Annotated in this window: 18 protein-coding genes, 3 rRNA genes, 1 other RNA gene and 1 riboswitch; of the genes, 8 read left to right on the forward strand and 14 right to left on the reverse strand. The window is 59.1% G+C overall.

Features of this window, described 5'->3' with window-relative positions:
• The first annotated feature begins 123 nt into the window (after window positions 1-123).
• Window positions 124-498, forward strand: a transfer-messenger RNA (tmRNA) gene (gene ssrA, locus ACWFSR_RS04655).
• A gap of 37 nt (window positions 499-535) precedes the next feature.
• On the opposite strand, the gene galK is transcribed toward ssrA, so the two are convergent.
• From galK to ACWFSR_RS04675, 4 genes are all read right to left on the reverse strand, one after another.
• A complete protein-coding gene (gene galK / locus ACWFSR_RS04660) occupies window positions 536-1,714 on the reverse strand; it encodes a galactokinase (protein ID WP_447523201.1) in 1,179 nt (392 codons plus the stop codon).
• Window positions 1,711-2,820, reverse strand: a complete 1,110-nt coding sequence (galT, locus tag ACWFSR_RS04665) for a galactose-1-phosphate uridylyltransferase (RefSeq protein ID WP_447523202.1) — start codon at window positions 2,818-2,820, stop codon at window positions 1,711-1,713. Before galT ends, galK begins: the two co-directional genes overlap by 4 nt.
• The gene (gene galE, locus ACWFSR_RS04670; protein WP_447523203.1) at window positions 2,817-3,809 is read right to left on the reverse strand and encodes a UDP-glucose 4-epimerase GalE; all 993 of its coding nucleotides are present in this window, start codon (window positions 3,807-3,809) and stop codon (window positions 2,817-2,819) included. The genes galT and galE overlap by 4 nt, the downstream gene beginning before the upstream one ends.
• A gap of 126 nt (window positions 3,810-3,935) precedes the next feature.
• Window positions 3,936-4,421 carry a GNAT family N-acetyltransferase gene (locus ACWFSR_RS04675; RefSeq protein WP_197107240.1) on the reverse strand — a complete coding sequence of 162 codons (486 nt, stop codon included), beginning with the start codon at window positions 4,419-4,421 and terminating at the stop codon, window positions 3,936-3,938.
• A gap of 795 nt (window positions 4,422-5,216) precedes the next feature.
• Between ACWFSR_RS04675 and ACWFSR_RS04680 the strand changes: the two genes are divergently transcribed.
• From ACWFSR_RS04680 to rrf, 3 genes are all read left to right on the forward strand, one after another.
• Window positions 5,217-6,741, forward strand: a 16S ribosomal RNA gene (locus ACWFSR_RS04680).
• A 512-nt stretch (window positions 6,742-7,253) separates the two neighbouring features.
• Window positions 7,254-10,371: ribosomal RNA gene (locus ACWFSR_RS04685) — 23S ribosomal RNA — on the forward strand.
• A 181-nt stretch (window positions 10,372-10,552) separates the two neighbouring features.
• Window positions 10,553-10,669, forward strand: a 5S ribosomal RNA gene (gene rrf / locus ACWFSR_RS04690).
• The 16S, 23S and 5S rRNA genes sit together here, the layout of an rRNA operon.
• 135 nt (window positions 10,670-10,804) lie before the next feature.
• Here rrf and ACWFSR_RS04695 read toward each other — a convergent pair.
• Window positions 10,805-11,467, reverse strand: coding sequence for an IMPACT family protein (locus ACWFSR_RS04695; RefSeq protein WP_447523204.1), 663 nt, complete (start codon window positions 11,465-11,467; stop codon window positions 10,805-10,807).
• Window positions 11,468-11,541: 74 nt separating this feature from the next.
• On the opposite strand from ACWFSR_RS04695, the gene ACWFSR_RS04700 reads away from it, so the two are divergent.
• A complete protein-coding gene (locus ACWFSR_RS04700; protein ID WP_447523205.1) occupies window positions 11,542-11,757 on the forward strand; it encodes an SCO4848 family membrane protein in 216 nt (71 codons plus the stop codon).
• A 186-nt stretch (window positions 11,758-11,943) separates the two neighbouring features.
• On the opposite strand, the gene ACWFSR_RS04705 is transcribed toward ACWFSR_RS04700, so the two are convergent.
• The 7 genes from ACWFSR_RS04705 to ACWFSR_RS04735 all read right to left on the reverse strand — a co-directional run bounded on the left by ACWFSR_RS04705 (window position 11,944) and on the right by ACWFSR_RS04735 (window position 20,363).
• Window positions 11,944-12,297, reverse strand: a complete 354-nt coding sequence (locus ACWFSR_RS04705; RefSeq protein ID WP_447523206.1) for a DUF488 domain-containing protein — start codon at window positions 12,295-12,297, stop codon at window positions 11,944-11,946.
• A 178-nt stretch (window positions 12,298-12,475) separates the two neighbouring features.
• Entirely contained in the window at window positions 12,476-14,773 is a 2,298-nt protein-coding gene (locus ACWFSR_RS04710; RefSeq protein WP_307784018.1) for an exo-beta-d-1,3/1,6-glucosidase, read from the reverse strand.
• Entirely contained in the window at window positions 14,770-15,849 is a 1,080-nt protein-coding gene (locus ACWFSR_RS04715; RefSeq protein ID WP_374058860.1) for an ABC transporter permease, read from the reverse strand. The genes ACWFSR_RS04710 and ACWFSR_RS04715 overlap by 4 nt, the downstream gene beginning before the upstream one ends.
• Before the next feature lie 3 nt (window positions 15,850-15,852).
• The gene (locus tag ACWFSR_RS04720) at window positions 15,853-16,932 is read right to left on the reverse strand and encodes an ABC transporter permease (protein ID WP_197109007.1); all 1,080 of its coding nucleotides are present in this window, start codon (window positions 16,930-16,932) and stop codon (window positions 15,853-15,855) included.
• Window positions 16,929-17,738 carry an ABC transporter ATP-binding protein gene (locus tag ACWFSR_RS04725; protein ID WP_197109006.1) on the reverse strand — a complete coding sequence of 270 codons (810 nt, stop codon included), beginning with the start codon at window positions 17,736-17,738 and terminating at the stop codon, window positions 16,929-16,931. The genes ACWFSR_RS04720 and ACWFSR_RS04725 overlap by 4 nt, the downstream gene beginning before the upstream one ends.
• A complete protein-coding gene (locus tag ACWFSR_RS04730) occupies window positions 17,735-18,559 on the reverse strand; it encodes an ABC transporter ATP-binding protein (protein WP_447523207.1) in 825 nt (274 codons plus the stop codon). The genes ACWFSR_RS04725 and ACWFSR_RS04730 overlap by 4 nt, the downstream gene beginning before the upstream one ends.
• A gap of 151 nt (window positions 18,560-18,710) precedes the next feature.
• Complete coding sequence (locus ACWFSR_RS04735; RefSeq protein ID WP_447523208.1) at window positions 18,711-20,363, reverse strand: ABC transporter substrate-binding protein; 1,653 nt, start codon at window positions 20,361-20,363, stop codon at window positions 18,711-18,713.
• Between the two features lie 207 nt (window positions 20,364-20,570).
• Here ACWFSR_RS04735 and ACWFSR_RS04740 point away from each other — a divergent pair, with 207 nt between their 5' ends.
• The 3 genes from ACWFSR_RS04740 (at window position 20,571) to ACWFSR_RS04750 (ending at window position 23,014) form a co-directional block, all read left to right on the forward strand.
• The gene (locus ACWFSR_RS04740; protein ID WP_447523209.1) at window positions 20,571-21,203 is read left to right on the forward strand and encodes a TetR/AcrR family transcriptional regulator; all 633 of its coding nucleotides are present in this window, start codon (window positions 20,571-20,573) and stop codon (window positions 21,201-21,203) included.
• Between the two features lie 150 nt (window positions 21,204-21,353).
• Complete coding sequence (gene folP, locus ACWFSR_RS04745; protein WP_447523210.1) at window positions 21,354-22,259, forward strand: dihydropteroate synthase; 906 nt, start codon at window positions 21,354-21,356, stop codon at window positions 22,257-22,259.
• A gap of 5 nt (window positions 22,260-22,264) precedes the next feature.
• A complete protein-coding gene (locus tag ACWFSR_RS04750) occupies window positions 22,265-23,014 on the forward strand; it encodes a pyrimidine reductase family protein (RefSeq protein WP_447523211.1) in 750 nt (249 codons plus the stop codon).
• Window positions 23,015-23,044: 30 nt separating this feature from the next.
• Here ACWFSR_RS04750 and ACWFSR_RS04755 read toward each other — a convergent pair whose 3' ends face one another.
• Window positions 23,045-24,499 carry an L-serine ammonia-lyase gene (locus ACWFSR_RS04755; protein WP_447523212.1) on the reverse strand — a complete coding sequence of 485 codons (1,455 nt, stop codon included), beginning with the start codon at window positions 24,497-24,499 and terminating at the stop codon, window positions 23,045-23,047.
• A gap of 147 nt (window positions 24,500-24,646) precedes the next feature.
• Window positions 24,647-24,742: riboswitch (glycine riboswitch) on the reverse strand.
• A 133-nt stretch (window positions 24,743-24,875) separates the two neighbouring features.
• The gene (locus ACWFSR_RS04760; RefSeq protein WP_447523213.1) at window positions 24,876-25,706 is read right to left on the reverse strand and encodes a siderophore-interacting protein; all 831 of its coding nucleotides are present in this window, start codon (window positions 25,704-25,706) and stop codon (window positions 24,876-24,878) included.
• Between the last annotated feature and the right edge of the window lie 63 nt (window positions 25,707-25,769).

Below are 25,769 nucleotides of genomic sequence, written 5' to 3' on the forward strand. Positions count from 1 at the left end.
GCTGGCAGCGTTCGCTGCCTGGGTGCAGGGCTGGCTACTGCGCCGAATCCGACCTACACTAGAGGGCTACCTGTTCATTAGGTAGCAATTGATAACTCCACAGCGCGACAACGACCCACACAGGGGGATGATCGGTTTCGACATTGCCTGCAAAACTGTGAGAAGCGGGTCGAGAATGCAGCCTTATCTCGTTAACGATGACTGCAAACTATAAGTGCCAATTCAAAGCGCACTGACTTCGCCCTCGCTGCCTAAGCGAGCGCACTAAAGAAGTCCGTCAGGCCGGGAATGCTCTCTACCCGGATTCTGGCGCAATTTAGAGAGATTGCTGCGTAGTTACGCCTGAGGGCTACGTGGGACTTGCACTCTGGCTGGGCTTGTTGATCTAGGTGCTTGTGGCAAAGATCAGAGCCGAGTAGAACGTCTGCACAAGATACACCCGTAGAAGGCACAGAATTACAGCAGTGGACGGGGGTTCAATTCCCCCCATCTCCACCACCGGTCGTTGTCGCGTTGTGAGTTTCAGAAACTCTGCCTAGTTGGCATCGTTCCGTTCTGCTCCCTGAGAGGGAGTCACGGTAAACGTCATGGGTTCGGTGAATCCGCGGGCTGCAAAGGCTTCCTTCACCGCGACTTCGACTTCTGACACTCGGGCGTGCGGAACGAGAGCGATTGCTGCTCCGCCGAAGCCTCCTCCGGTCATCCGCGCGCCGATCGCGCCGTGTTCGCGCGCTGTTTCGACGACAAGATCGAGTTCGGGGATGGAGATTTCGAAGTCGTCGCGCATCGACACGTGCGATGCATCAAGCAGCGCACCAATGGCGAGCGGGCCTTCTTCGTTGAGGGCGCGAACGGTGTCCAGCACGCGCTGATTTTCGGTGACCACGTGACGGACTCGGCGGAACGTCACATCGTCAAGAATTTCTTGAGCGCGTTCCAGATCGGCGACGCTCACATCGCGCAACGACGAAGCACCCAGGGCGGCAGCGCCAGCTTCGCAGGATGCACGGCGTTCGGAGTAGCCCCCGGTGGCGTGAGAGTGCGAGACGCGTGTGTCCATCACGAGAATGCTCAATTCCGCTGGTGCAAGCCCGAGCGGTACGACCTCGACATCAAGGGAGCGGCAGTCGAGAAACACTGCTGAATCTGTAGCGCCTAAGAGAGACGCAGACTGGTCCATGATTCCGGTGGGGGCGCCGACGACTTCGTTTTCGGCGAGCTGCCCTACCTTCGCCAGTTGCTCGCGCGAGAATCCGAGCTTCCACAGGTCGTCGAGGGCTAAGGCTACGGAGCTTTCAATTGCGGCCGACGACGACAGGCCTGCGCCGACGGGCACGGTGGAATCGATGAGGATATCAACGCCCGGCACACCGTTCAGGTCGGCGCCGTGTTGGCCGAGGGCCCAGGCAACGCCGAGCGGGTACGCGCTCCAGCCAACGATTTCACCCGCGGAACGCGCTGCGTCGAGTCCAGAAAGCGGAACCTCAATTGACGTGTCATCGAACGTGCTGGTGACGCGGATGACGCCGTCGGCGCGCAGCCCAACGGCGGCGCGAGTGCGGCGATCGATAGCGAACGGCAGCACAAAGCCTTCGTTGTAGTCGGTGTGTTCACCGATGAGATTGACGCGGCCCGGTGCTGACCAGACGCCGTCCGGCTCGTGTCCGGTTAGTTCGCTGAATCGTTTGCGTAGCTGCTGCACTGTGTCGCTCATGCTCGTTCGATTGCCTTTCGGATGTTCTCGGCTGCGGCCTCTGGAGTGACGTCAGCGATCCAGGCGCCCATTGCCGATTCGGATCCGGCAAGGTACTTCAGTTTGTCTGCCGCGCGTCGGGGCGAGGTCAGTTGGAGGTGCAGGCGGAAGGTGTCGCGCGCACGGTTCACGGGTGCCTGATGCCACGCCGCGATGTAGGGCGTGGGGGTGTCATAGATCGCATCGATTCCACGGAGCAGTTTCAGATACATTGTGGAGAGTTCGTCGCGTTCTTCAGTGGATGTTGCAGCGAAGTCAGGAATCTGGCGGTGCGGCAGCATGTGCACTTCGATGGGCCAGCGTGCCGCAAACGGCACGAAGGCAGTCCAGTGTTCTCCGCTCAGCACGACGCGGTCGCCCGCGCGTTCGAAGTCGAGGATGCGCTGAAACATGTCGGGGCTGGTGCGATCAATCGCATCCAGAGTTCGCTGTGTTTTGGGCGTGATGTACGGGTACGAGTAGATCTGCCCGTGTGGGTGAAGCAGTGTCACGCCGATCGCTTCTCCGCGGTTCTCGAAGGGGAAAACCTGCTGCACGCCGTCGAGTGCCGAGAGCGCCTCGGTCCGATCCGCCCACGCTTCAATAACGGTGCGAGCACGGCTCGGGGTTTGAGTGCCGAACGATCCTTCGTGGTCGGGGCTGAAGCACACCACTTCACAACGCCCGATGGAGCTGCGGGTGCGGCCGAGGCCGAGGTCGGCAAGGTCGTCGAGCCCGGTCGGGCTGTTTTCGCTTCCGGCGAGGTCTGGCCCGAATGATGGCGAACGGTTTTCAAAGACCGCCACGTCGTAGAGTGCGGGAACCTCTGACGGATTCTGGGGAGTTTGTGGCGCCAGCGGGTCTTGATCTGCGGGCGGGAGGAAGACTCGGTTCTGTCGGGCCGCGGCCACGGAGACCCATTCTCCCGTGAGGATGTCTTGTCGCATCGTCGCGGTAGCCGGTCGAGGGTCGAGCACCCGGCTGTCGACCGATCGCTCCTCGCCCAGCGTGGTGTCGGCGTCGTCGAAGTAGATGAGCTCGCGACCATCGGCAAGAGTTGTCGGTCGTTTGGTGATCTTCGAAGTCATTCTGCACTTCCCTGGGTAGCGCTGTCATTGTCGGCGCGAAGGCGAGCATCCCAAGCACTTCGAACCATTTCTTCTGCGGTGTGCCGCATTTTCCAGTCGAGGTCGCGGGCGGCAAGATCACCATTAGCAACGATGCGGGGCGGGTCGCCGGGCCGACGCGGTGCGATCTCCGGGGTGAAGTCGATTCCGGTGACGGTCGCGATAGCGGTCATGATCTCTGCGACGGAGAGTCCGTTTCCGCTGCCGAGGTTGTAGGCAGGCTCGATTGATTCATGAGCGTCAAGCCGGCGGGCGGCAGCGACGTGGGCGGCGGCGATGTCGGCAACGTGTACGTAGTCGCGCACGTTGGTGCCGTCTGGTGTGGGGTAGTCGGTGCCGTTGATCCGCGGTGTCTTACCCGCGACGAGTGCTTCGAAGACAAGGGGGAACAGATTATGGGGGCTCGTGTCGTAGACAACGGGGTCGCCGGAACCGACGACGTTGAAGTAGCGAAGCGAGGTGTGCCGCAGTCCAGTGGCAACGGCTTCGTCGCGCAATAGCCATTCGCCGATCAATTTTGATTCTCCGTAGGGGGAGAGGGGATCTTTCGCTGTGTCTTCGGTCACCAGATCGACATCCGGTGTCCCGTACACGGCGGCACTCGAGGAGAACACGATTTGGTCGATCTTCGATTCCTGCATTGCTTCGAGTAAGGCGAGTGTGCCGGTGACATTCTGTGCGTACGTGTGGAGCGGCCGCTGCACGGAGACGCCGGCGTACTTGTAGCCAGCAACGTGGATGACGCCGGTTACGTCGTGGGCGGCCATCGTTTCAATGAGTGCATTTTTGTCTCGGATGTCGGCCTGCACGAATACGGCGTCCTGCGGAATGAATCGCGTGAACCCACTGGAGAGGTCATCAACGATCACTGTTTTCATTCCGGAATTCAGTAGCGCGCGAGCTACGTGGGCGCCGATATAGCCGGCGCCGCCCGTTACCATCCAAGTCATTGCAGTCCCTTGCGTTGAAGCAGCGGTGGGGCCGCGAATGCAGCTCTACACCCTGTGATTGTCCAATAATATGATTATTGGCGTGTTGCGTCTAGTCGCCACGAGGTCCGCGGGGGAGTGTCTTCGCTATGAACGAGCGAGTCGGAGTTCGCGGATGTTCGGATTGAAATCCATTTCGCGAACGGTGCCGTCGTACATGAAGCGGTTTCTGGCATAAAAGGCGCGAGCGCGCGGATTCTGTTCAAGCACCCAGACGCTTGCGGCTGCGCCTCCCAGCACTGCGTCGATCAACGACTGGCCTGCGCCCGTGCCATGAGCACTGGCGAGAACATAGATCATGGCGAGCTCTTCGGAGGGCAGATCGGGGTCATCGCGATTGTGGTGCGCCTGAGCGAATCCGATGATGTGGGAACGAACCTCAGCCACCACTGTTGTCGTGTTCGCGTCGGTGAGGAGCTCGTTCCACATCGCTTCGCGTCGCTGCCGAGCCTCATCGCTCCAGGCTTGTTCAGGAAACAACCCGGTGTAGGTCTCTTTCCAAGATTGCGTATGCACGCTAGCGAGCTCTTTGGCGTCGTCGAGCCGTGCGGCTCGTGTGGTGAAACTGGGCACGAAACCATCTTTGCGTACGCACACGTCTCGAGGGTGCGGCTCGAGAAAAAGGTGGAGAGAGTCGGATGTGGCGAGGGCCTGTGCATCAGGGCGCGGCGAACGAGGTTGGTGAGTGGTGCACATCCCCATGTTTCAGGGGGTGCAACGGTGCGACGCGCCCGGGATGCACGCGGTGTTGGCGAGGGGGGCAAAATGCACGTAATGTTTCCTCTTGTCACCCCAAAGGTGCGGAAGTCCCGGGCAGTTCTGCTGCTAGGTTTCCGGCCTCAAGTGGGGGCCACCATCCTCCGAAATCTTTTAGGTTTGGGTCGAGTCAAACATCGGTTTACCTCTTGTGGGTTGCGGTGTCAGATCTTAGGATGAGAACCCGCTTTATTCGCGTGTTGATCAGTTGTTGTGTGCCGTTCTGGTGCAGTTCTGCTGGTTTGACAAGCGCGGTATTGCTGGTAAGTTAGACAGGTTGCCTTTCGCTTTCAGCGGAGGTTGCCAACATAGGTTTTGAAAGCCCTGGGGTGAATCCGTTTTGCGGTGGAGGTCAGGAGCGTCCGATCCTTGAGAACTCAACAGCGTGCACAATGTCAAATGCCAAAAACCCGACTGTGTTTATTGGAATTGTTCTAATCAGAACGGTTTCGTTTATGCAGCGGATTCCTTTGGAAAAAGATATAAACAACAAAGCAAGTCAGTATTGATTTGTTCTGTCAGTTTCAAACTTGTTGCCTCGACACCCTATTCCGGGTGCGGGTGACGCAAGATGTGCATTGATGGGCTTCGGCTTGTTGGTGCAATCAAACATTTATGGAGAGTTTGATCCTGGCTCAGGATGAACGCTGGCGGCGTGCTTAACACATGCAAGTCGAACGATGAAGCCGGAGCTTGCTCTGGTGGATTAGTGGCGAACGGGTGAGTAACACGTGAGTAACCTGCCCTTGACTCTGGAATAAGCGTTGGAAACGACGTCTAATACCGGATACGAGCTTCAGCCGCATGGCTAGGAGCTGGAAAGAATTTCGGTCAAGGATGGACTCGCGGCCTATCAGGTAGTTGGTGAGGTAATAGCTCACCAAGCCTACGACGGGTAGCCGGCCTGAGAGGGTGACCGGCCACACTGGAACTGAGACACGGTCCAGACTCCTACGGGAGGCAGCAGTGGGGAATATTGCACAATGGGCGCAAGCCTGATGCAGCAACGCCGCGTGAGGGACGACGGCCTTCGGGTTGTAAACCTCTTTTAGTAGGGAAGAAGCGAAAGTGACGGTACCTGCAGAAAAAGCACCGGCTAACTACGTGCCAGCAGCCGCGGTAATACGTAGGGTGCAAGCGTTATCCGGAATTATTGGGCGTAAAGAGCTCGTAGGCGGTTTGTCGCGTCTGCTGTGAAAACTGGGGGCTCAACCCCCAGCCTGCAGTGGGTACGGGCAGACTAGAGTGCGGTAGGGGAGATTGGAATTCCTGGTGTAGCGGTGGAATGCGCAGATATCAGGAGGAACACCAATGGCGAAGGCAGATCTCTGGGCCGTTACTGACGCTGAGGAGCGAAAGCATGGGGAGCGAACAGGATTAGATACCCTGGTAGTCCATGCCGTAAACGTTGGGAACTAGATGTAGGGGCCATTCCACGGTTTCTGTGTCGCAGCTAACGCATTAAGTTCCCCGCCTGGGGAGTACGGCCGCAAGGCTAAAACTCAAAGGAATTGACGGGGGCCCGCACAAGCGGCGGAGCATGCGGATTAATTCGATGCAACGCGAAGAACCTTACCAAGACTTGACATATACGAGAACGGGCTAGAAATAGTTCACTCTTTGGACACTCGTAAACAGGTGGTGCATGGTTGTCGTCAGCTCGTGTCGTGAGATGTTGGGTTAAGTCCCGCAACGAGCGCAACCCTCGTTCTTTGTTGCCAGCACGTAATGGTGGGAACTCAAAGGAGACTGCCGGGGTCAACTCGGAGGAAGGTGGGGATGACGTCAAATCATCATGCCCCTTATGTCTTGGGCTTCACGCATGCTACAATGGCCGATACAAAGGGCTGCAATACCGCGAGGTGGAGCGAATCCCAAAAAGTCGGTCTCAGTTCGGATTGAGGTCTGCAACTCGACCTCATGAAGTCGGAGTCGCTAGTAATCGCAGATCAGCAACGCTGCGGTGAATACGTTCCCGGGCCTTGTACACACCGCCCGTCAAGTCATGAAAGTCGGTAACACCCGAAGCCAGTGGCCTAACCCGCAAGGGGAGGAGCTGTCGAAGGTGGGATTGGTAATTAGGACTAAGTCGTAACAAGGTAGCCGTACCGGAAGGTGCGGCTGGATCACCTCCTTTCTAAGGAGCACGTGCAACTCGTTTTCTCGTCTCTGCGGTATACACAGAGTTAGTGGGGAACGAATTTATGTTGCCGAGTCGTACCAGCCTGTTCGGGTTGGACGGCGCTCATGGGTGGAACATTGACATTGTGATCAGAGGAACTGTTATTTCTTTAGTACGCCGGCTTGCCGGTTGGAACGAGGGGTTTCAGGGGTGCTGGTCTTTGCACGTTGTTGGGTCCTGAGGGACCGGCCACGGACTGTGATGGTTCGTGTTCGTACCTTAGGGCCGTGAACACCTGTCAAGGGTGTTTGGGTCTAACGGATCCTGGTACTGCTTCCCTTTGGGGTTGTGGTGGAGGATACCGCCCGTATTTTGAGAACTACACAGTGGACGCGAGCATCTTAGATCTGACCGAAAGGTCGGATCACAAGAAATAAACGATGACCCTCACAGCTTTGGTTGTGGGGAATAATTCATTGGTCAATCTCGGCACTTAGGTGTCGCGATCGATTCTTATACTCATGTGATATCAATTTTCTAAGAGCAAACGGTGGATGCCTTGGCATCTGGAGCCGAAGAAGGACGTATAAATCTGCGATAAGCCTCGGGGAGCTGATAATAGAGCTTTGATCCGAGGATTTCCGAATGGGGAAACCCCGCTGGGCGTTGCAAGACGACTCAGTGACTCCCGCCTGAATATATAGGGCGGGTAGAGGGAACGTGGGGAAGTGAAACATCTCAGTACCCACAGGAAGAGAAAACAACCGTGATTCCGTTAGTAGTGGCGAGCGAAACCGGAAGAGGCCAAACCGATCATGTGTGATAGCCGGCAGGCGTTGCATGGTCGGGGTAGTGGGACTTTTCAGCTGTTACTGCCGTACAGCAAGGATTACAAAGTGATATAGACGAATGGGATTGAAAGCCCAGCCATAGACGGTGCCAGCCCGGTAGTCGAAATGTTGCAATGGTCCGAAGAGTATCCCAAGTAGCACGGGGCCCGAGAAATCCCGTGTGAATCTGTCAGGACCACCTGATAAGCCTAAATACTTCCAGATGACCGATAGCGGACAAGTACCGTGAGGGAAAGGTGAAAAGTACCCCGGGAGGGGAGTGAAATAGTACCTGAAACCGTTTGCTTACAAACCGTTGGAGCAGCCTTAGTAGCTGTGACAGCGTGCCTTTTGAAGAATGAGCCTGCGAGTTAGTGATCAGTGGCGAGGTTAACCCGTGTGGGGCAGCCGTAGCGAAAGCGAGTCTTAATAGGGCGTTTTAGTCGCTGGTTCTAGACCCGAAGCGAAGTGATCTATCCATGGCCAGGTTGAAGCGTGTGTAAGAGCACGTGGAGGACCGAACCCACTTAGGTTGAAAACTGAGGGGATGAGCTGTGGATAGGGGTGAAAGGCCAATCAAACTTCGTGATAGCTGGTTCTCTCCGAAATGCATTTAGGTGCAGCGTTGCGTGTTTCTTGCCGGAGGTAGAGCTACTGGATAGCTGATGGGCCCTAAAAGGTTACTGACGTTAGCCAAACTCCGAATGCCGGTAAGTGAGAGCGCAGCAGTGAGACGGTGGGGGATAAGCTTCATCGTCGAGAGGGTAACAGCCCAGACTACCAACTAAGGTCCCCAAGCGTGTGCTAAGTGGGAAAGGATGTGGAGTTGCATAGACAACCAGGAGGTTGGCTTAGAAGCAGCCACCCTTGAAAGAGTGCGTAATAGCTCACTGGTCAAGTGATTCCGCGCCGACAATGTAACGGGGCTCAAGCACACCACCGAAGTTGTAGATTTCGTATTTTAGGTAAGCCTTCGTGGTTCAGCCGTACGGAGTGGTAGGAGAGCGTCGTGTGGCGAGTGAAGCGGCGGTGTAAACCAGCCGTGGACGCTACACGAGTGAGAATGCAGGCATGAGTAGCGAAAGACGGGCGAGAAACCCGTCCTCCGAATGATCAAGGGTTCCAGGGCCAGGCTAATCCGCCCTGGGTAAGTCGGGACCTAAGGCGAGGCCGACAGGCGTAGTCGATGGACAACGGGTTGATATTCCCGTACTGACGAAGAACCGCCCAAACCAATCCAGTAATGCTAAGTATCTGAATCCCCTAGACCAATCCCTTCGGGGTGAGGCGTGGGGCCTAGCGTACGACCCTATTCTGGTGCGGTTAGCGTATTAACAGGTGTGACGCAGGAAGGTAGCTGAGCCGGGCGATGGTTGTCCCGGTCTAAGAATGTAGGCCGAGAGATAGGCAAATCCGTCTCTCATTACGGCTGAGACTCGATGGGTAGTCCTCACGGACGAAATCAGTGATCCTATGCTGCCAAGAAAAGCATCGACGCGAGGTTCAAGTTACCCGTACCCCAAACCGACTCAGGTGATCAGGTAGAGAATACTAAGGAGATCGAGAGAATCGTGGTTAAGGAACTCGGCAAAATGCCCCCGTAACTTCGGGATAAGGGGGGCCTAAGGCGTGAACGGACTTGCTCCGGGAGCGCTGCAGGGCCGCAGAGACCAGTGGGAAGCGACTGTTTACTAAAAACACAGGTCCGTGCTAAGTCGCAAGACGATGTATACGGACTGACGCCTGCCCGGTGCTGGAAGGTTAAGAGGAACGGTTAGCCGTAAGGCGAAGCTGTGAATTTAAGCCCCAGTAAACGGCGGTGGTAACTATAACCATCCTAAGGTAGCGAAATTCCTTGTCGGGTAAGTTCCGACCTGCACGAATGGCGTAACGACTTCCCAGCTGTCTCAACCGCGAACTCGGCGAAATTGCACTACGAGTAAAGATGCTCGTTACGCGCAGAAGGACGGAAAGACCCCGTGACCTTTACTATAGCTTTGTATTGGTGTTCGGTGTGGCCTGTGTAGGATAGGTGGGAGACTGTGAAGCTTGGACGCTAGTTCAGGTGGAGTCATTGTTGAAATACCACTCTGGTCATATTGGATATCTAACTTCGAACCGTAATCCGGTTCAGGGACAGTGCATGGTGGGTAGTTTAACTGGGGCGGTTGCCTCCCAAAAAGTAACGGAGGCGCCCAAAGGTTCCCTCAACCTGGTTGGTAATCAGGTGTCGAGTGTAAGTGCACAAGGGAGCTTGACTGTGAGACTGACAAGTCGAGCAGGGACGAAAGTCGGGACTAGTGATCCGGCAGTGGCTTGTGGAAGCGCTGTCGCTCAACGGATAAAAGGTACCTCGGGGATAACAGGCTGATCTTGCCCAAGAGTCCATATCGACGGCATGGTTTGGCACCTCGATGTCGGCTCGTCGCATCCTGGGGCTGGAGTAGGTCCCAAGGGTTGGGCTGTTCGCCCATTAAAGCGGTACGCGAGCTGGGTTTAGAACGTCGTGAGACAGTTCGGTCCCTATCCTCTGCGCGCGCAGGAAATTTGAGAAGATCTATCCCTAGTACGAGAGGACCGGGATGGACGAACCTCTGGTGTGTCAGTTGTTCCGCCAGGAGCACCGCTGATTAGCTACGTTCGGAATGGATAACCGCTGAAAGCATCTAAGCGGGAAGCCAGCTTCGAGATGAGATTTCCATGGCTTAGGCCGAGAGACTCGCAGCTAGACTACTGCGTTGATAGGCTGGATGTGGAAGCAGGGACTAACGACCTGTGGAGCTGACCAGTACTAATAAGTCGATAAATTGATAACACCCCACCTCACTGGGCGACCTTAGGGTTGTCGAATGGTGACTGAGAAGAATTCTCGCGTCCACTTTGTGGTTCCCGATTTACGGTCGGGAACTGCGCCCAGCACACACTGCTGAGCACCCACCTCGGTGGAATGCTCTTCAATGTGAACTGGCCCAGACTGATACATAAATCAATAGTGTTTCGGCGGCCATAGCGAGAGGGAAACGCCCGGTTACATTCCGAACCCGGAAGCTAAGACTCTCTGCGCCGATGGTACTGCAAGGGGGACCTTGTGGGAGAGTAGGACACCGCCGGACTTCAATTGTAAAATAGCCACACCCTTCGGGGTGTGGCTATTTTGCGTTAACCACCGGACAATCTCCGTCCACCGCCGGGTGCAGTTTTCGTTCGATCGAAGCTCGGCGTCGAGCGGACAGACACCCCGCGCTGGGCTAACGGAGCTCCGCGTCGACCCACTCGGAGCCGACAGGCTCTAGCGATCGTGCACCCGACGTGATGCCGGCAACCCGCTCGGCCAGAGCTGATTCGTCGCCAGGGTCTGCCGCCAACGTCATCACCGCTGCGCTGCCGTATTCGGTGCCGACTACCGTGACGCCGTGTTGGCGCAGCTCAGACTCAACCCGGCCGGCATCCGCATGGGGGAGCGCCAGCTGAAACAGCTCACGACGTTCTCGAAGCACAAGGCGCTTCTGTGCCCGTAAGTCATCGACGGCGAGTGCCGTGGCATCCGAGTAGGCGCGAATAAGACCACCGGTGCCCAAGAGGGTGCCGCCGAAATAGCGTGTCACCACCGCAACGCAATCAACGAGGTTGCGACCAGTGATCACGTCGAGAATGGGGCGCCCGCCGGTTCCGGACGGCTCACCATCATCGTTTGATCGGCGGACCTGATCGGCCTCTGTCGAAGAGCCGAGCACAAACGCCGAGCAGTGGTGCCGGGCGTCCCAATGGGTTTTACGCGCCTGTTCGATGACGTCTCGAGCATCCGCTTCGTTGTCGACTCGGACGATGTGGCAGAGGAAGCGTGAGCGTTTGACTTCGAGTTCGGCTTCGGCGTTGGCGCCGGGGCCTCCGCGTAACGTGTACTCGAGCATCCACCCATTGTCTCGCAGGTTTCATCGGAGGGTTGGCGCAACGGCCCTCGAGCGCGGCGTAGGCTGAGAACATCATGGAGCTGTTTGCCGCAATCATTCTGTTTATTAGCGCGTTGTTCAATGTCATCGCATGGCCGCGGTTCTTCAAGCGCGTCAGCGCTGACCCCCGCGCGCGCGACACCGCGGGAAAGGCCACCGCGTTCTACCGTGTGCACGCTGTGCTGCTCGGTATTTCGCTGCTTATCGCCGCAGCATCTGTGCTTGCTGGCATGCTGCTGCTGCGTGGCTAACTCATTCCGCGCTAGCCGCTAGCTGCTGGCTTCTCTAGGCGATCGCTGTGGCGCTAGCCGCTGCGTCCATTGTTGCGGGGCGTTTCTTCTCCCGCAGTAGTTTGTCGTGCGGTTCCGGCGATGATGTCGCAGAGATCCGTCGTTTCGGGGTGCCGAGTGCAGAACCGTGCACGGGCCCAGATCCGCTCAGGAGTGCTCGGCAAGGTAGTCGCCTAGAATCACAGCGTGGTTTACGTGAGGATCTTTAGCCCCATAGAGCAGTGTGACGTGCGCATGCGTGGTTAGTCGACTCAGGATGTCGGGGAGCAGGACGTTGTCGTCGAGCTCCGCACGATAGCGGTCGGCGAATTCGTTCAGGGATTCCGGATCGTGGTTCCACCACTTTCGTAGTTCCGAAGTAGGCGCCAGGTCTTTGCACCATTCGTCGAGCGCAGCGTCTGTCTGTGTAATGCAGCGCGGCCAGAGTCTGTCGACGAGAATTCTGTAGGCGTCGGCATTCTCTTGTACGCCATATATTCGAGCAATCGTGAATGTGGTCACGGGTTAGAACCTTGTCTACGCGGATCCCGCTGGGGAGGTCGGTTGTGTCGCCCAGTATAGGGATAGTGGGCTACAAGGTCAGTTTTCCTTGAAGGAACGGAGCGCGCAATCAGCGGCCGAAGTCGAGGAATCCCTTCTGGTTCGCCGTATCTCCAGAGTCGGGGGTCGTCACCGGTTCCTATACGGATGCGAGGACGGAGAACGGGGCCGCGAGGAGCACTTCGTTGCGCGACGAGGGCCCGACGAGCAATTCAAAGGTTCCGGGTTCGACGCGACGCGTCGCGTTGGCATCTACAAGGGTGCAGTCGGCAACGTCGAGTTCGATCGAGACCGCCTGCGACTCGCCTGGGTTGAGGTCGACGAGGCGGTAAGTCTTGAGCTCCTTGTCTGCCCAGCTCACGGATGTGACTTGGTCGCGGATGTATACCTGAACAACCTCGCGGGTCGGTCGGGTACCGGTATTTGTCACTGTCACCTCTGCCTGAACGGTGCCGTCGAGGCCGTATTCGTCCCCGATGATCCGAAGGTTGTCGTATTTGACCGTCGTATAGGAGAGTCCCTCTCCGAATGCATATGCGGGGCTCTGGGTGAGGTCAGCGTAACGGTTTCCATGTTGCCCGCGGATCTGGTTGTAGTAGGTGGGCTGTTGCCCGGCGTGACGCGCGAAAGAAATGGGAAGGCGTCCGCTCGGCTCGACGATCCCGAGGAGCACTTCGGCGATTGCCTGACCACCCTCCATGCCGGGGTTTGCGGCCCACAGCAGAGCAGCCGCGCGATCAGCCGACGGTGGTAGCACGAGGGGTTTCGAGGCGAGAAGTACGAGAACAAAGGGCGTCCCTGTTTCCGCGATCGCATCGATGAGCGCGTTCTGGCCACCAATGAGTTCAAGGGTCGCGGTCGAGCGGCCTTCGCCGACTAGTTCGATTCTGTCCCCGACGACCACTACGGCGACGTCGCTCTGGCGTGCCGCGGAGACCGCGGCGGCGATCATCTTTTCATCTGGCGGGCAGGGCACCACTAACGGCGGGCGTGGCTGACCATCAGGGAAAAATGCACCCTCAGGATCATCGTCGAGCGTCAGTATGTTGGCCCCCTCTGCGTAGTCGATGGTCCAATCAGCGGGGCAAGCGAGGCGTAGACCATCGAGAGTGGTCGTGATCATGTCGCGGGGGTGTCCGTTCGGCAGCCAGTCCGCCTGCCCCGATGAGCCAGCCCAGTCGCCGAGCTGCGTTTGCGCGTCATCAGCGAGAGGTCCGACTACCGCCACTCGACGCGGCGTTGCCTCCGTGTGGGCGGGGGCATCCTCATCCGTCGCGTTGAGGAGGGGGAGTGTGCCGTCGTTGCGCAGGAGAACGAGCGAGCGACGGGCAGTCTCACGATTGAGGGTACGGTGCGGTTCGCTTGCGAGAACCGTGTCGATCCGGCTGGCATCGGGGTGTCGGGGATTCTCGAAAAGCCCGAACTCGAATTTCAGGCGCAAGATGCGCGAGACCGCAGGGTCGAGATCTTCCTCGACGAGCAGACCTCGTTCGATGGCCTCGAGAGCACCGTGGAAGAACCCGGGAGTTGTCATGACCATGTCGTTGCCGGCCTTTACTGCTGCGGCTGCGGCGTGTGCGTAATCCGGTTGAACCTGCTGTTCCCAGACCATGCGTCCGACGTTGTCCCAGTCGGTGATGAGGGTTCCGGTGTAGCCCCATTCGCCGCGCAGTACATCGTTGAGAAGCCAATCGTTGATTGTAATTGGCACGCCGTCGGTCGTCTGATATCCCAGCATGAAAGTGCGGCAGCCTTCCTTTGCCACTCGTTCGAATGGCGGAAGGAACCAGGAGCGGAGCTTGCGCCGGGAAATGTCAGCTTCGCTGGCGTCGCGCCCACCTTGAGTTTCAGAGTATCCGGCAAAGTGTTTGGCGGTCGCGAGGATGGCTGTGCTGTCTTGGGGGCCATCGCCTTGATATCCCCGCACCATAGCCGAAGCGAGTTCTCCGATGAGGAAGGGGTCCTCGCCAAAGGTCTCGTTGATGCGCCCCCAGCGCAGGTCGCGAGCGATACACAACACAGGCGAAAAGGTCCAGTGCACGCCGGTGGCAGCGACCTCTTTAGCGGTAGCCCGCGCGACACGCTCGAGCAGGTCGGGATCCCACGACGCCGCCATTCCGAGTTGAGTTGGGAAAATAGTGGCGCCTTCGAAAAACGAGTGGCCATGGATGCAGTCCTCGCCGACGATGAGCGGGATCTGAAGCCGGGTCTGGGCGACAAGCTCGTGCGCGATCGCGAGGCGTTCAGGCGACGCGTGCAAGATCGACCCCACGTGTTGACGCAGTACTTGTTCCGGTAGGTCCTCGCGCGCGTCGAGCTGCATCATCTGCCCGACTTTCTCCTCAACGGTCATTCGCGAGAGGAGGTCGAGGACTCTGTCGTCGACGGTACTTGTCGGGTCGCGGTAGAGGGGGGCGGTGGTGTTGGTGCCGGTCACGAGTTCTCCGTCGTTAGTGATGCTGATGGTGATGCTGTTGTCGCTGGCCGAACGGCTGTCACAGTGTCGTTGACGTTCAGGCCCTTCTTCTTCATTGCCCGTGCCCGTTCTCCGGCAGACCTCAATCGTGGGTTGACGTATTCGTCGATACCGAAATTGATCAGCGACAGGGCGACGCCGATGGCCGCGATGCAGAGTCCCGGAGGCATGTACCACCACCACTGATCTTGGCGAAACGCGCCTTGGGCACCTGCCCAGTTGAGAATCGTGCCCCAGTTGTAGGTTGTGACAGGGATAACCCCGATGTACGACAGAGTCGTGAGCCCGAGGATCGCCGCGGTCACGGTCCCCACGAAGCTCGCAGCGATAAGCGCCATGAGGTTGGGAAGCATTTCGACCAGGATGATTCGGTGGAGCGGCTCGCCGTTGGCGCGGGCTGCTTGAATGAAATCGCGATTGCGCAGAGACATCGTCTGGGCGCGCAACACCCGCGCGCCCCACGCCCATCCGATGACACCAAGTACCGCAGCGATCAGGATCAAAGGTGGATCATCGAACATCGATGCAACGATGATGATGAGCGGCAACCCCGGGATCACAAGGAAGACATTCGTGAGAGCAGAGAGTCCCTCGCTGCGCCAGCCTCGTACGTAGCCAGAGATAACTCCGACGATAATCGCGATCGTGGTGGCGATGATTGCAGCAAGAAAGCCCACAACGATGACACCACGAGTGCCGTGGATTACTTGACTCAACACATCCTCGCCGATGTGGGTGGTGCCCAACCAGTGCGCCGCGGACGGGGGTTGAAAGCGAGCGGTGTTGTCGATGGCTGTGGGCGAATATGGCGCCAGCACATCAGCGAAAATTGCCACGAGTACGAAAAAGCCGAGGATCGACAGTCCCGCGATCGATTTGCCGTTACGGAACATCGCAAAGGCTGAACCCAGCTTCGTCCAGAACGTTGGCTTCTCGGGACCGTAGCCACCGCGGCGCTTGTGGAGTGTATTGATTAGCGCAGTTTCTGGAGTCCACGCCGGGCGGCTGGTCGAGGTATCGTTCACACTTGTTTTCATGGCTCAGTCCTCCGTCTGACGCGTGCGCGGGTCAAGGAATGCGTAGGCAATGTCTGCGAGCACATTCGCCAGCAACACTGAGAGAGTGATCACGAGGAAGACACCCTGCATGAGCGCGTAGTCCTTCGCATTGGTGGCATCGAGGAGCAGTTTGCCAAGCCCCGGGTAGCTGAACACCACCTCCATCACGATCGTGCCGCCGACTATGAATCCGATCGATAAGGCAAAGCTCTGAATCTGGGGGAGCACAGCATTGCGTGCCGCATATCCCCAGAGCACTCGGCTGTTCGGCATTCCCTTGGCTTGCGCCACCATGACATAGTCCTCATCGAGCACGGTGAGCATCATGTTGCGCATGCCGAGCATCCATCCGCCCAGTGACGCGATGACGATGGTGAGCGCTGGCAAGGTTCCGTGATGGATCACTTGGCCGATGAACTCGAACGAGAGCTCCGGCGAGATCCCGACACCGTATGCCTTGCCGATCGGGAACCAGCCGAGGTTCACCGAGAAGAGGGCGATTGCGAGTAGGCCAAGCCAGAAGTAAGGGATGGTGCTCAGGAATGTGGTGATGGGAATGAGGGCATCGAGCTTGCTCCCGCGTCGCCATCCGACAATCGCGCCGCCAATGGTTCCGATCGCGAAAGAGATGAGGGTCGCGAAGCCTACGAGACCCAGAGTCCAGGGGAGGGATTGACTGATGACTTCAGTGACGGGGCGCAGGCCGTGCAGCAGCGAGACTCCGAGATCGCCGCGAAGCAGAAGACCTAGGTACTCCACATACTGTTGCAGAAGTGATTTATCGGTGTCGAGGCCGAGGAGCGAGCGCAGCGCCTCGGCGGCCTCGGGAGTGACGTTGCGGTTTCGGGCGAGGTATTGGGTGACCGCGTCGCCCTTCATCATGCGAGGCAGGAAAAAATTGATCGTGATCGCGGCCCATAGCGTGAAGAGGTAGAACAGCGCGCGGCCGCCGAGGAACCTCCAGGGGATACGCGAGTGTCCCTTGACGGCGTTCGTGGGGGTGGTGTCAGCATCGACGCTGTCAGAATCGTCGGTGAAAGGCTGAGGCTGGATAGCGGTCACTGGGTTCCTCCGAGAATGCCGGTTGCCGACCCGAAGTGCCTATCGGGATCGGGGGATGCCGCACGAAGCCTTTGTGTGTAAGGGTTTTGCGGGCGAAGTATGACGTCATCGGCGGCTCCGCGTTCGACCACCCGACCCTGGTTGAGCACGATAATCTCGTCGCTGAAGTGGCGAGCGGTCGCCAGATCGTGGGTGATGTACAGCACCCCGAGGCCCTCTTCGCGTTGAAGATCGGCGAGCAAGTTGAGCACCCCGAGACGGATTGACACATCGAGCATCGAGACTGGTTCATCGGCGACGAGGAACTGTGGCCGAGAAGCAAGCGCGCGGGCAATGGCAACGCGCTGCCGCTGGCCTCCGGAAAGTTCGTGGGGCCGTCGGTCGATGACGGTGTTTGGCTCAAGGTGCACGCGGCCGAGAAGGCGTCGCACTTCGTCGTCGAGCTGTTCCTTCGGCACGACATTGTCGAGCTGAAGCGGACGCTGGATGTGGTAACCGATCGAGTGGTACGGGTTGAGCGAGGCGAACGGATCTTGGAAGACCATACGCAGCTGCTGGCGGTAGGAGCGAAGACCCTTCCCGCGACGGGGGATCGGCTTTCCCCCCAAACGCACCTCGCCGGTCGTTGGCGTTTCGAGTTGAGTGAGAATCTTCGCGATTGTCGACTTGCCGCTTCCTGACTGGCCGACAAGCCCGGTTGTGTGGCCGGACTGGAGCGTAAAGCTCACATCATCCAGCGCCTTAATCTGGCCGGCGCCCCGTACAGAGTAAATCTTGGTGACAGCATCGAATTCGAGAAGGCTCATCGCGAAACCAGGCCTTTCTCACCGGTGAGGCGCGGGAAGGATGCCAGTAGTGACTTTGCGTAATCGTTTTGCGGATTAGTCCAGATTTGCTCTGCCGTGTCGAGCTCAACGATCTCGCCGTCTCGCATGATCGCGATGCGATCGCTGATTTCGAGGAGAAGGGGGAGGTCATGTGTGATGAAGATGACAGAGAAGCCGAATTCATGGCGCAAAGCAGAAATTTGACGCAGAATCTCGCGCTGCACGAGCACATCGAGTGCTGTGGTCGGCTCATCCATCACCATCAGCTGCGGGCGGAGGGCGAGTGCCATAGCGATCATTACGCGCTGGCGCATACCGCCGGACAGCTCGTGGGGAAAGGAGCGGTACCGCTGTACGCCAACTTTGACGATCTCAAGCAGTTCACTAACCGCGGTGCGTCGCTCCGCTTTGGTGTGTGTCGGCCGGTGGACCTCGAAAACGTCTTCGAGCTGTGATCCGATCGTCGCTACGGGGTTGAGAGAGTTCATGGCGCCCTGGAACACCATAGAGATCTTGTCCCAACGAAACCGGCGCATGTCTTCGGGGTCTAGCGCGTTGATCTCAATGTCCTCGCCCGACGAGTCGTGGAAGACGACGGAACCGCTGGTAATTACCGCGGGGGCTTTGAGTAGTCTCTGGACTCCGTAGGCAAGGGTGGTCTTGCCGCATCCGCTCTCGCCGGCCAGCCCGAGGATCTCGCCGCGACGAAGGTCAATGTTGACGTTGGTAACGGCCTCCACGGGCGGATCGACGTCGTAGACGACCGAGAAGTCTCTGACGGAAAGCAGGGATTCTCCCATTGGTTCATGCTCGCTTTCTTGGTGCCTAGCGCTTGGTGTCTAGCGCCTGACGACTTATTCCTGATGGCTGATGGCTGACTGGCTGAATGGCTGGCGGGGCGAGTGCGATAGCCGCACTGCCCCGCCAGCGGTGGAGTTGTTAGCCCGTTAGCTAACTAGTTGGTGTCAGCTTCGCAAGGATCTGCACAATTCCCGGTTGAGTCGGATCCGCTGACGCGTACTGATCGTCCTCGGTGGGGAACCCAACGTAGTTCCGGGTGTTGTATTCGCCGAGGAGCGGGTGCGCCCCGAGCGGAATCGCGGGAACGTTGTCTACGAAGGCTTTCTGGATAACCTCGAGAGCAGCCGTTCGCTCATCGTCGGAAGCGGTGTTCGCGTAGGTGTTCAACGCTTCAGTGACCGCGGAGTCGTCGAATCGTCCGAAGTTGAACTGAGCGCGATCATCGACGATCCACTTGGTGTCCATGGTCGAGGTGTACAGGCCATATGCATTGCCCGTGTCCTCGAGCCAATGGATGATCGCCTGGAACGTTCCTTCTTGACGCGCGGCGTCCCAGCCGCCCCAGTCAGGCTGGTCAACGTTGACATTGATGCCGAGGCCTTCGCTCAGTTCTTCAGCGATCAAAGCCTGCTCAGTGTTCCAGTCGCTCCAGCCAGCAGGAACCGAGATCGAGAACGAGACGGCCTCGCCATCAGGGTCGATCAGACTGTCGTTTTGCCAGGTGTAGCCGGCATCCGTAAGGATTTGCTTCGCTTTATCGACGTCGACCTTGTAATTCTGGCCGCTGTACTCGGGCAGGATTTCATTCTCGAGAAGATCGCTCAGCCCGGTCACGCTCCAAATCGCCTCGCTCGCTCCTTCACGCGCAATGTCGACGTAGGCCTGACGATCAATAGTCCATGCCAACGCTTCGCGGAGAGCCGGGTCATTGAACGGCTTCGTCTGAAGGTTCATGAACAGGGTGCCTGCTCCCGCGGTGGGCGACACGAGGAAATGATTCGCCTCATCCGCGGCTAGGTAGCTCGCCTCGATTTGTGGGATGAACGCCTGCGCCCAGTCGGCTTCGCCAGAGACGAGCGCGGTGGTGAGGGCTGCGTTGTCGCCGTACGAAACGTAGTGCAGTTCCGGCACCGCAAGGTCGCCGCCCCAGTAATTCGGGTTCGCCGTGAGGGTGACAGATTCCGTCGACCAGTTGTCGAGAACGTAGGGACCGGTGCCGACAGCGAGACCTTCTTCGGTGAGCGGGTCAGTGTTGGGGTCTTCGATGTTCTCCCAGATGTGCTTGGGCACTATGGGGGTGTGCAGAACGCGAGCCTGCGCGACATACTTCGAGTCGCCGAACGTGAGCGTGATGGCGTCTCCGTCGACAGTCGCACCCTCGTACTTGAGGCCGCTGGTGTCGGCGAGCGTACCGTTGAGGAACTGGTCAAACGTGAACACGATGTCGTCGCCGGTAAAGGCGGTGCCATCACTCCAGGTCACGCCGCTGCGGGGCACGACAGTCAGCTCGGTGTAGTCGTCGTTCCACTCCACGGACTCCGCGAGCCACGGGGTAGTGCTGAGGTCACCTGTCGGGTTGACGAGAGCCAGAGTTTCGAAAATGACTTTGGCGTAGCCATACTTCGACGCTGACGAGTCGCCCAAATAGGGGTTGTGGGATTCGGTGGTGATCGCGCCGTCTGGCTTTGCGATTGTGAGTGCCGCGCCGCTACCGCTAACGCTATCGCCGGCGCTCGTGGCGCAGCCGGTCAGCGCCAGCGCCGCCGCGATGCCGATGGCACCGATGGATGTTCTTAGCCTCATTGCTATTCTCCTTCGTGTGGGCGCACGACCCTGTGCGTGTGAGTGTGTGACGCCGGGCGTGTCCGAAGGACGACGACGGCGTCGAACTGAGTGCGGTTTTACCTTACAATCAAGTAAGTAAGTTAAGCAAGCATCCGTTTAGTCGATCTCGATGCTCGTGCGCAGATATACTTTCATCCGGAAAGCAGCTAAAGGGGGAGGCGAACCATGGCAGTTAATCGGCGGCCACCCCGTTCCCGGCCTGAGACGCTCGCTCGGCGCCGTGACATCCTCGATGCCGCGGTCGAAATCTTTGGCAACAAGGGCTTTACCGGCGGAACGCTGCAAGAGATTGCCGACGAAGTGGGCATGACTCACGCCGGAATCCTGCATCACTTCGGTTCAAAGGACAAACTTCTTCTCGAAGTGCTTGCCCTCCGCGATGAGACAGACGTTGCTGATCTCGAAGAGCAACATATCCCGGACGGGATCGCACTTTTCCGCCACCTAGTTCGCACGGCGTTTATCAATGAGGGCCGCCCGGGTATCGTTCAGGCCTATGCTGTGCTGTCTGCGGAGTCAGTGACAGACGATCACCCCGGGCGCGACTTTTTCGAAAAGCGGTATGAAGTGCTGCGAGGTGCGGTCTCCGACGCCTTTAAGATGGTGTGCGCCGAGCACGGAATCACGTCGAAAGAAAAGATCGACCTCGCGTCCGCCAGCATTTTAGCGGTGATGGACGGGCTGCAAGTGCAGTGGCTCCTCGACCCCAAGGCCGTCGACCTCGGCCGAGCATCGGAATTCGCTATCGAAGCGATCGTCGACTCCGTGATTGCTCCGGCGCGGTCAGCGCTGTCCTGAGGGGCGGCGAACGTGAGCGTCGCCATGCACTGCGCTCGTGAGCTCACGCGCTAGCCCGCGCAATTTATCGCGGCGAGACTAGCCCTCCGCTCTGCGCGGCCCGGCGAGGTTGAGATGCACTTGTCAGCATCGTCGCCCAGTATGGGGAGTATGAGTTTTGACCTCCCGCCGCTGCGGAATCCACGACGGACTATTGGCGATCGAACCTTTGATTTCTCGCGCAACGTTGCGGTGATGGCGATCGTGAATCGCACGCCCGATTCCTTTTACGATGCGGGAACCAACTACGCGCTCGAGGATGCTGTTGCCGCGTCGCTGCGGGCTGTCGAGCAAGGGGCCGATTGGATCGACATCGGCGGCGTTCCATTCGCTCCGGGCGACCCGCTGAGTGTCGAGGAGGAGTGCGAGCGCGTCGTTCCCGTTGTGCAGGCGCTTCGCGAAGCATCCGACGTCGTGATCTCGGTCGACACCTTCCATGCTGAGGTTGCTCGCCGGAGTATCGCGGCCGGTGCCACGGTGATTAATGACACCACGGGCTTGAGCGACCCTGACCTCGCCGGCGTTGTTGCCGCCAGCGGTGCATCACTCATTCTCGTTCATTCGCGGGCGCAGCCACGCACCCAGTTCGCTCGGCCGCAGTACGACGATGTAGCGACAGAAGTGCGTGACTTTCTTCAGAGCCGAGTGGAACAGGCTCGTGCCGCGGGCGTTCCCGACGAGCGATTGTTTGTCGATCCCGGTCACGACCTCAACAAAAACACCGTGCATAGTCTCGAACTCACCCGCCGCCTCGATGTAATCACCGAACTCGGGTTGCCGACCCTCGTCGCTCTCTCCAATAAAGACTTCATCGGCGAAGTGCTTGATAAGCCGAAGCGTGAACGGTTAGAAGGTTCGCTGGCTGCCGCCGTGGCATCCATCCTCAATGGCGCGCGGGTCGTGCGGGTACACGAGGTCGCTGAAACGGTAGCTGCCGTGCGCATGACGGAAGCGATCCTGGGGCTCCGCGAGCCCGCGCTGCTGAAGCACAACATGTCCGACATCAACGAAAGGTAGGCACTGTGGCCGACGCATCCGAAATTCACTCCCTCAGCGCTGGGGCGCCGCTCACCGACGAGCAACTTCTCGCGAGCTACGCGGTGGCTGATCGATCAGTGCCGTGGTTGCGCGCGAACTTTGTGTCGAGCATCGATGGCGCTGCCACCCACGAGGGAGTGTCTGGTGGGCTTGGCACGGACTCAGACGGTCGTGTCTTCGGGCTGCTTCGACGGCTTGCGGATGTCATCGTCGTTGGCGCAGGGACAGTGCGCCAGGAGGGTTACCGCAATCTCGCTCTCGACGAGGAATCTGCCGGGTGGCGGACTTCGCAAGGACTCGCTGCTCAGCCACCGTTTGCCATTGTGACGGCATCCCTGCGGCTGGAACCGGGAGACCTGGGCAGCTATGCCACGCGCCCCCTCGTGGTGACCACCGAGAGCGCACCCGCGGAGAACCGCAAACGAATCGAAGAGGTCGCTGACGTGATCATTGCGGGAGACGCTGCCGTAGATACCGTCGAGATGAAACACCTTCTCGCGGAACGCGGACTTGTGCAGCAGCACAGCGAAGGCGGTCCGACACTCTTCGCGACCATGATCGCTCAGGGCGTTGTTGACGAACTCTGTCTCACCGTGAGCCCGCGGCTCGAAGGCGGGTCTGCTCGGCGAATTGTGGATGCGGCGGATGCGACACCGCAGAATATGTCGCTCGCGCACGCACTGTCCGCGCCCGACGGAACACTGCTGCTGCGCTACCTCCGCGCCGCGCGTTAGCGCGCTGTCGCTGCGGTATTTTCGTGCGCGCTAGCACTCGACGACGTTGACGGCGAGACCGCCCATCGACGTTTCCTTGTAGCGCGAACTCATATCCTTGCCGGTCTCGGCCATGGTGATAATGACCTCATCGAGCGAGACACGGTGCTCGCCATCGCCCCACAACGCCATCTTTGCAGCGTTGATCGCCTTCGAGGCAGCAATCGCATTGCGTTCAATGCACGGGATCTGTACGAGACCGCCAATGGGATCGCACGTGAGGCCGAGGTTGTGTTCCATCGCGATCTCGGCCGCGTTCTCGACCTGTGCGGGAGTTCCACCGAGAATTTCCGCGAGCCCCGCAGCAGCCATAGAGGAGGCCGAGCCGACCTCGCCCTGACAGCCGACCTCGGCGCCCGAGATCGAAGCCATGCGCTTGTAGAGCACGCCCACGGCCGCGCTGGCCAGCAAGAAGCGCACGGTAGCGTCATCCTTCGTCGCTTGGTCGGCATCTTTCATGCCAGGCGCATAGTGGGTCGCATAAAACAGCACAGCCGGGATGATGCCGGCAGCACCGTTAGTGGGGGCAGTGACGACCCGGCCACCCGACGCATTTTCTTCGTTGACGGCAAGGGCAACGAGGTTGACCCATTCCTGCCAGAAGTTCGGATCGCGGTTGGGGTCTTCTTCGCGCAAGCGTCGGTGCCACTCGGGAGCCCGGCGACGCACCTTCAAATTGCCGGGCAGGTTGCCGGTGCGTTCAAGGCTATTGTTCTTGCACTCATCCATGACATCGCGGAGGTGCAGGAGGCCAGCAACCACCTCAGACTCGGGGCGGCGGGCCAACTCGTTACGCAACATCACACCGCTGAAGCTGAGCCCCTCGGTGCGGCAGTGCGCGAGCAATTGTGCAGCAGTGCGGAACGGCAGCGGATCCGCGACGACGGCTGGGCCGCTAGAGGAGCTGCCATCACGGTTGTCGCCCTCACGATAGATGAAACCGCCACCGATCGAGAAGTACGTTGCCTCAAGGATTGCGGCGCCATCCGCATCGTATGCTGCAAAACGCATGCCATTGGGATGCCCGTCGAGCACGGTGAGCGGGTGCAGGGCAATATCGGATTCGCGGAACGGCACATCGCGGCTCGCGCTCACGTGCAGCAGCCCGGATTCTTCGATGCGGGCCAGAATCTGGTCCATCTCGGCGGGGAGAACCTGGTCGGGGAGCTTTCCCTCCAAGCCAATGAGCACCGCGCTCATCGTGCCGTGGCCAGCACCGGTTGCGGCGAGAGAGCCGTAGAGGCGAACGCTGAGAGTGGCGACAGCGTCGAGCATCCCGTGTTCGGAAAGATCAGCGGCGAAGGACGCAGCGGCGCGCATGGGGCCGACGGTGTGCGAGCTGGAAGGGCCGATGCCGACAGTGAACAGATCGAAGCTGCTCAGGGGCACTTCTTCGAGCGAGGGCGTCGGTACTTCAGTTCGGGGGGTCAGATTGCGAATGGCCACGGTGACTCCGTTTCTTCACCACACTGCGTCGTGCGGGCGTCGTTGAGTCCTCTCCGCTCTGTATTGGGCCTGAGAGTTTCCGCACGCTTGTGGCGTTGCGTTGCCCCGTCGGCGAGTCGGGCAGGGCCGACTACTTTTCAGAGTTGCCTATCCACTGCGGTACTGGGGCCTGAGAGATTCCCGGAGAGGGTTTGCTCCTACGGCGCCAACCATCGATCGGAAGGACTCTCCCGCAGCGGAATGACGGCTGTTCACTTGTGCCATCAGCATACACTTGAGCCTGCCTCGCAGACCCGTCAATCTCACGCCGGGGTTGTGCTCAGGCGAGCATGCGTGCCCGGCATCTCGGCGAGGAACGCACGCTCGCAAAGACCGTTTAGTCCTCGGGGTCTGAGGGGTCGATCGGCTCGTGGTGGTCAGCGTTCGTCACGCCACGACGCCAGTAACCGTCGGCCGTCACCTGCTGTTTGGGCAATCCCAACTCGCGACGCAAGTAGCGGCGGAGCGGCACGAGTGTGGTTGCTTCGCCGGCGAGGAACACGAAGGTCGACTCACCAATTTCGCCGAGCGCTCGGAGGGCAGCCTCCAGCTGGCCGAGGCCGTCGCGACGGTAGTACCACTCGGCATCCATTCGAGCCTTCTGCTCGTCACTGAAGTAGCTCTCAAGGCTGTCGTCGGCGACATCGAACAGGGCGGTGATGTTTACCGAGGTGGGGAGCATGTTGATCCAGCGCGAGGCTGCAGGAAACGCAGTCTCGTCCGCGATCAGGATGACGTGGGTTGCGCCAACAGGCAGCAGTCGTGATCCGCGCGGGCCCGCGATGACGAGGCTGTCGCCAGCGGCGGCTGAGCCGGCCCAGGCGGAGGCAGGCCCCTCATCACCGTGGACGACGAAGTCGATATCGAGCTCGTGACGACCAGCATCGCTGCGGAAGCCGAGCGGGGTGTAGTCACGCGAAATAACCTTGCCCTCGCCCTTGGGCTTCTTGATTCCATCGGCGGTCATCGTGGGTGCAGTGAGCACGCCGGTTGCGGGATCGGGAAAGAATACCTTGACGTGGTCGGTGGGGCCGCTGCTGACAAATCCGGCGAGTTCATCACCGCTGAGGGTGATGCGCGCAATCGACGGCGCCGGGTGGCTGAAGGCGCTGACCGTCAGGTGGCGGATAACGAGGGGATGCTTGACGGAGTCACGTTCAATTGTCATAGGCGATGGGCGCGGGCGCCGGCTCATTTCACTAAAAGTTAGGCTTACCTAACTACTGTAACC

Source organism: Salinibacterium sp. NYA9b, assembly GCF_976973725.1.

Bases quoted from the DNA above. Each gene is read 5' to 3' on its own strand.
- galT (WP_447523202.1), bottom strand. From the start codon at position 2,820: ATGACTTCGAAGATCACCAAACGACCGACAACTCTTGCCGATGGTCGC.
- ACWFSR_RS04760 (WP_447523213.1), bottom strand. From the start codon at position 25,706: ATGACAATTGAACGTGACTCCGTCAAGCATCCCCTCGTTATCCGCCAC.
- ACWFSR_RS04700 (WP_447523205.1), top strand. From the start codon at position 11,542: ATGGAGCTGTTTGCCGCAATCATTCTGTTTATTAGCGCGTTGTTCAAT.
- ACWFSR_RS04730 (WP_447523207.1), bottom strand. From the start codon at position 18,559: ATGGGAGAATCCCTGCTTTCCGTCAGAGACTTCTCGGTCGTCTACGAC.
- galK (WP_447523201.1), bottom strand. From the start codon at position 1,714: ATGAGCGACACAGTGCAGCAGCTACGCAAACGATTCAGCGAACTAACC.
- ACWFSR_RS04740 (WP_447523209.1), top strand. From the start codon at position 20,571: ATGGCAGTTAATCGGCGGCCACCCCGTTCCCGGCCTGAGACGCTCGCT.
- ACWFSR_RS04695 (WP_447523204.1), bottom strand. From the start codon at position 11,467: ATGCTCGAGTACACGTTACGCGGAGGCCCCGGCGCCAACGCCGAAGCC.
- galE (WP_447523203.1), bottom strand. From the start codon at position 3,809: ATGACTTGGATGGTAACGGGCGGCGCCGGCTATATCGGCGCCCACGTA.
- ACWFSR_RS04735 (WP_447523208.1), bottom strand. From the start codon at position 20,363: ATGAGGCTAAGAACATCCATCGGTGCCATCGGCATCGCGGCGGCGCTG.
- ACWFSR_RS04715 (WP_374058860.1), bottom strand. From the start codon at position 15,849: ATGAAAACAAGTGTGAACGATACCTCGACCAGCCGCCCGGCGTGGACT.
- ACWFSR_RS04725 (WP_197109006.1), bottom strand. From the start codon at position 17,738: ATGAGCCTTCTCGAATTCGATGCTGTCACCAAGATTTACTCTGTACGG.
- folP (WP_447523210.1), top strand. From the start codon at position 21,354: ATGAGTTTTGACCTCCCGCCGCTGCGGAATCCACGACGGACTATTGGC.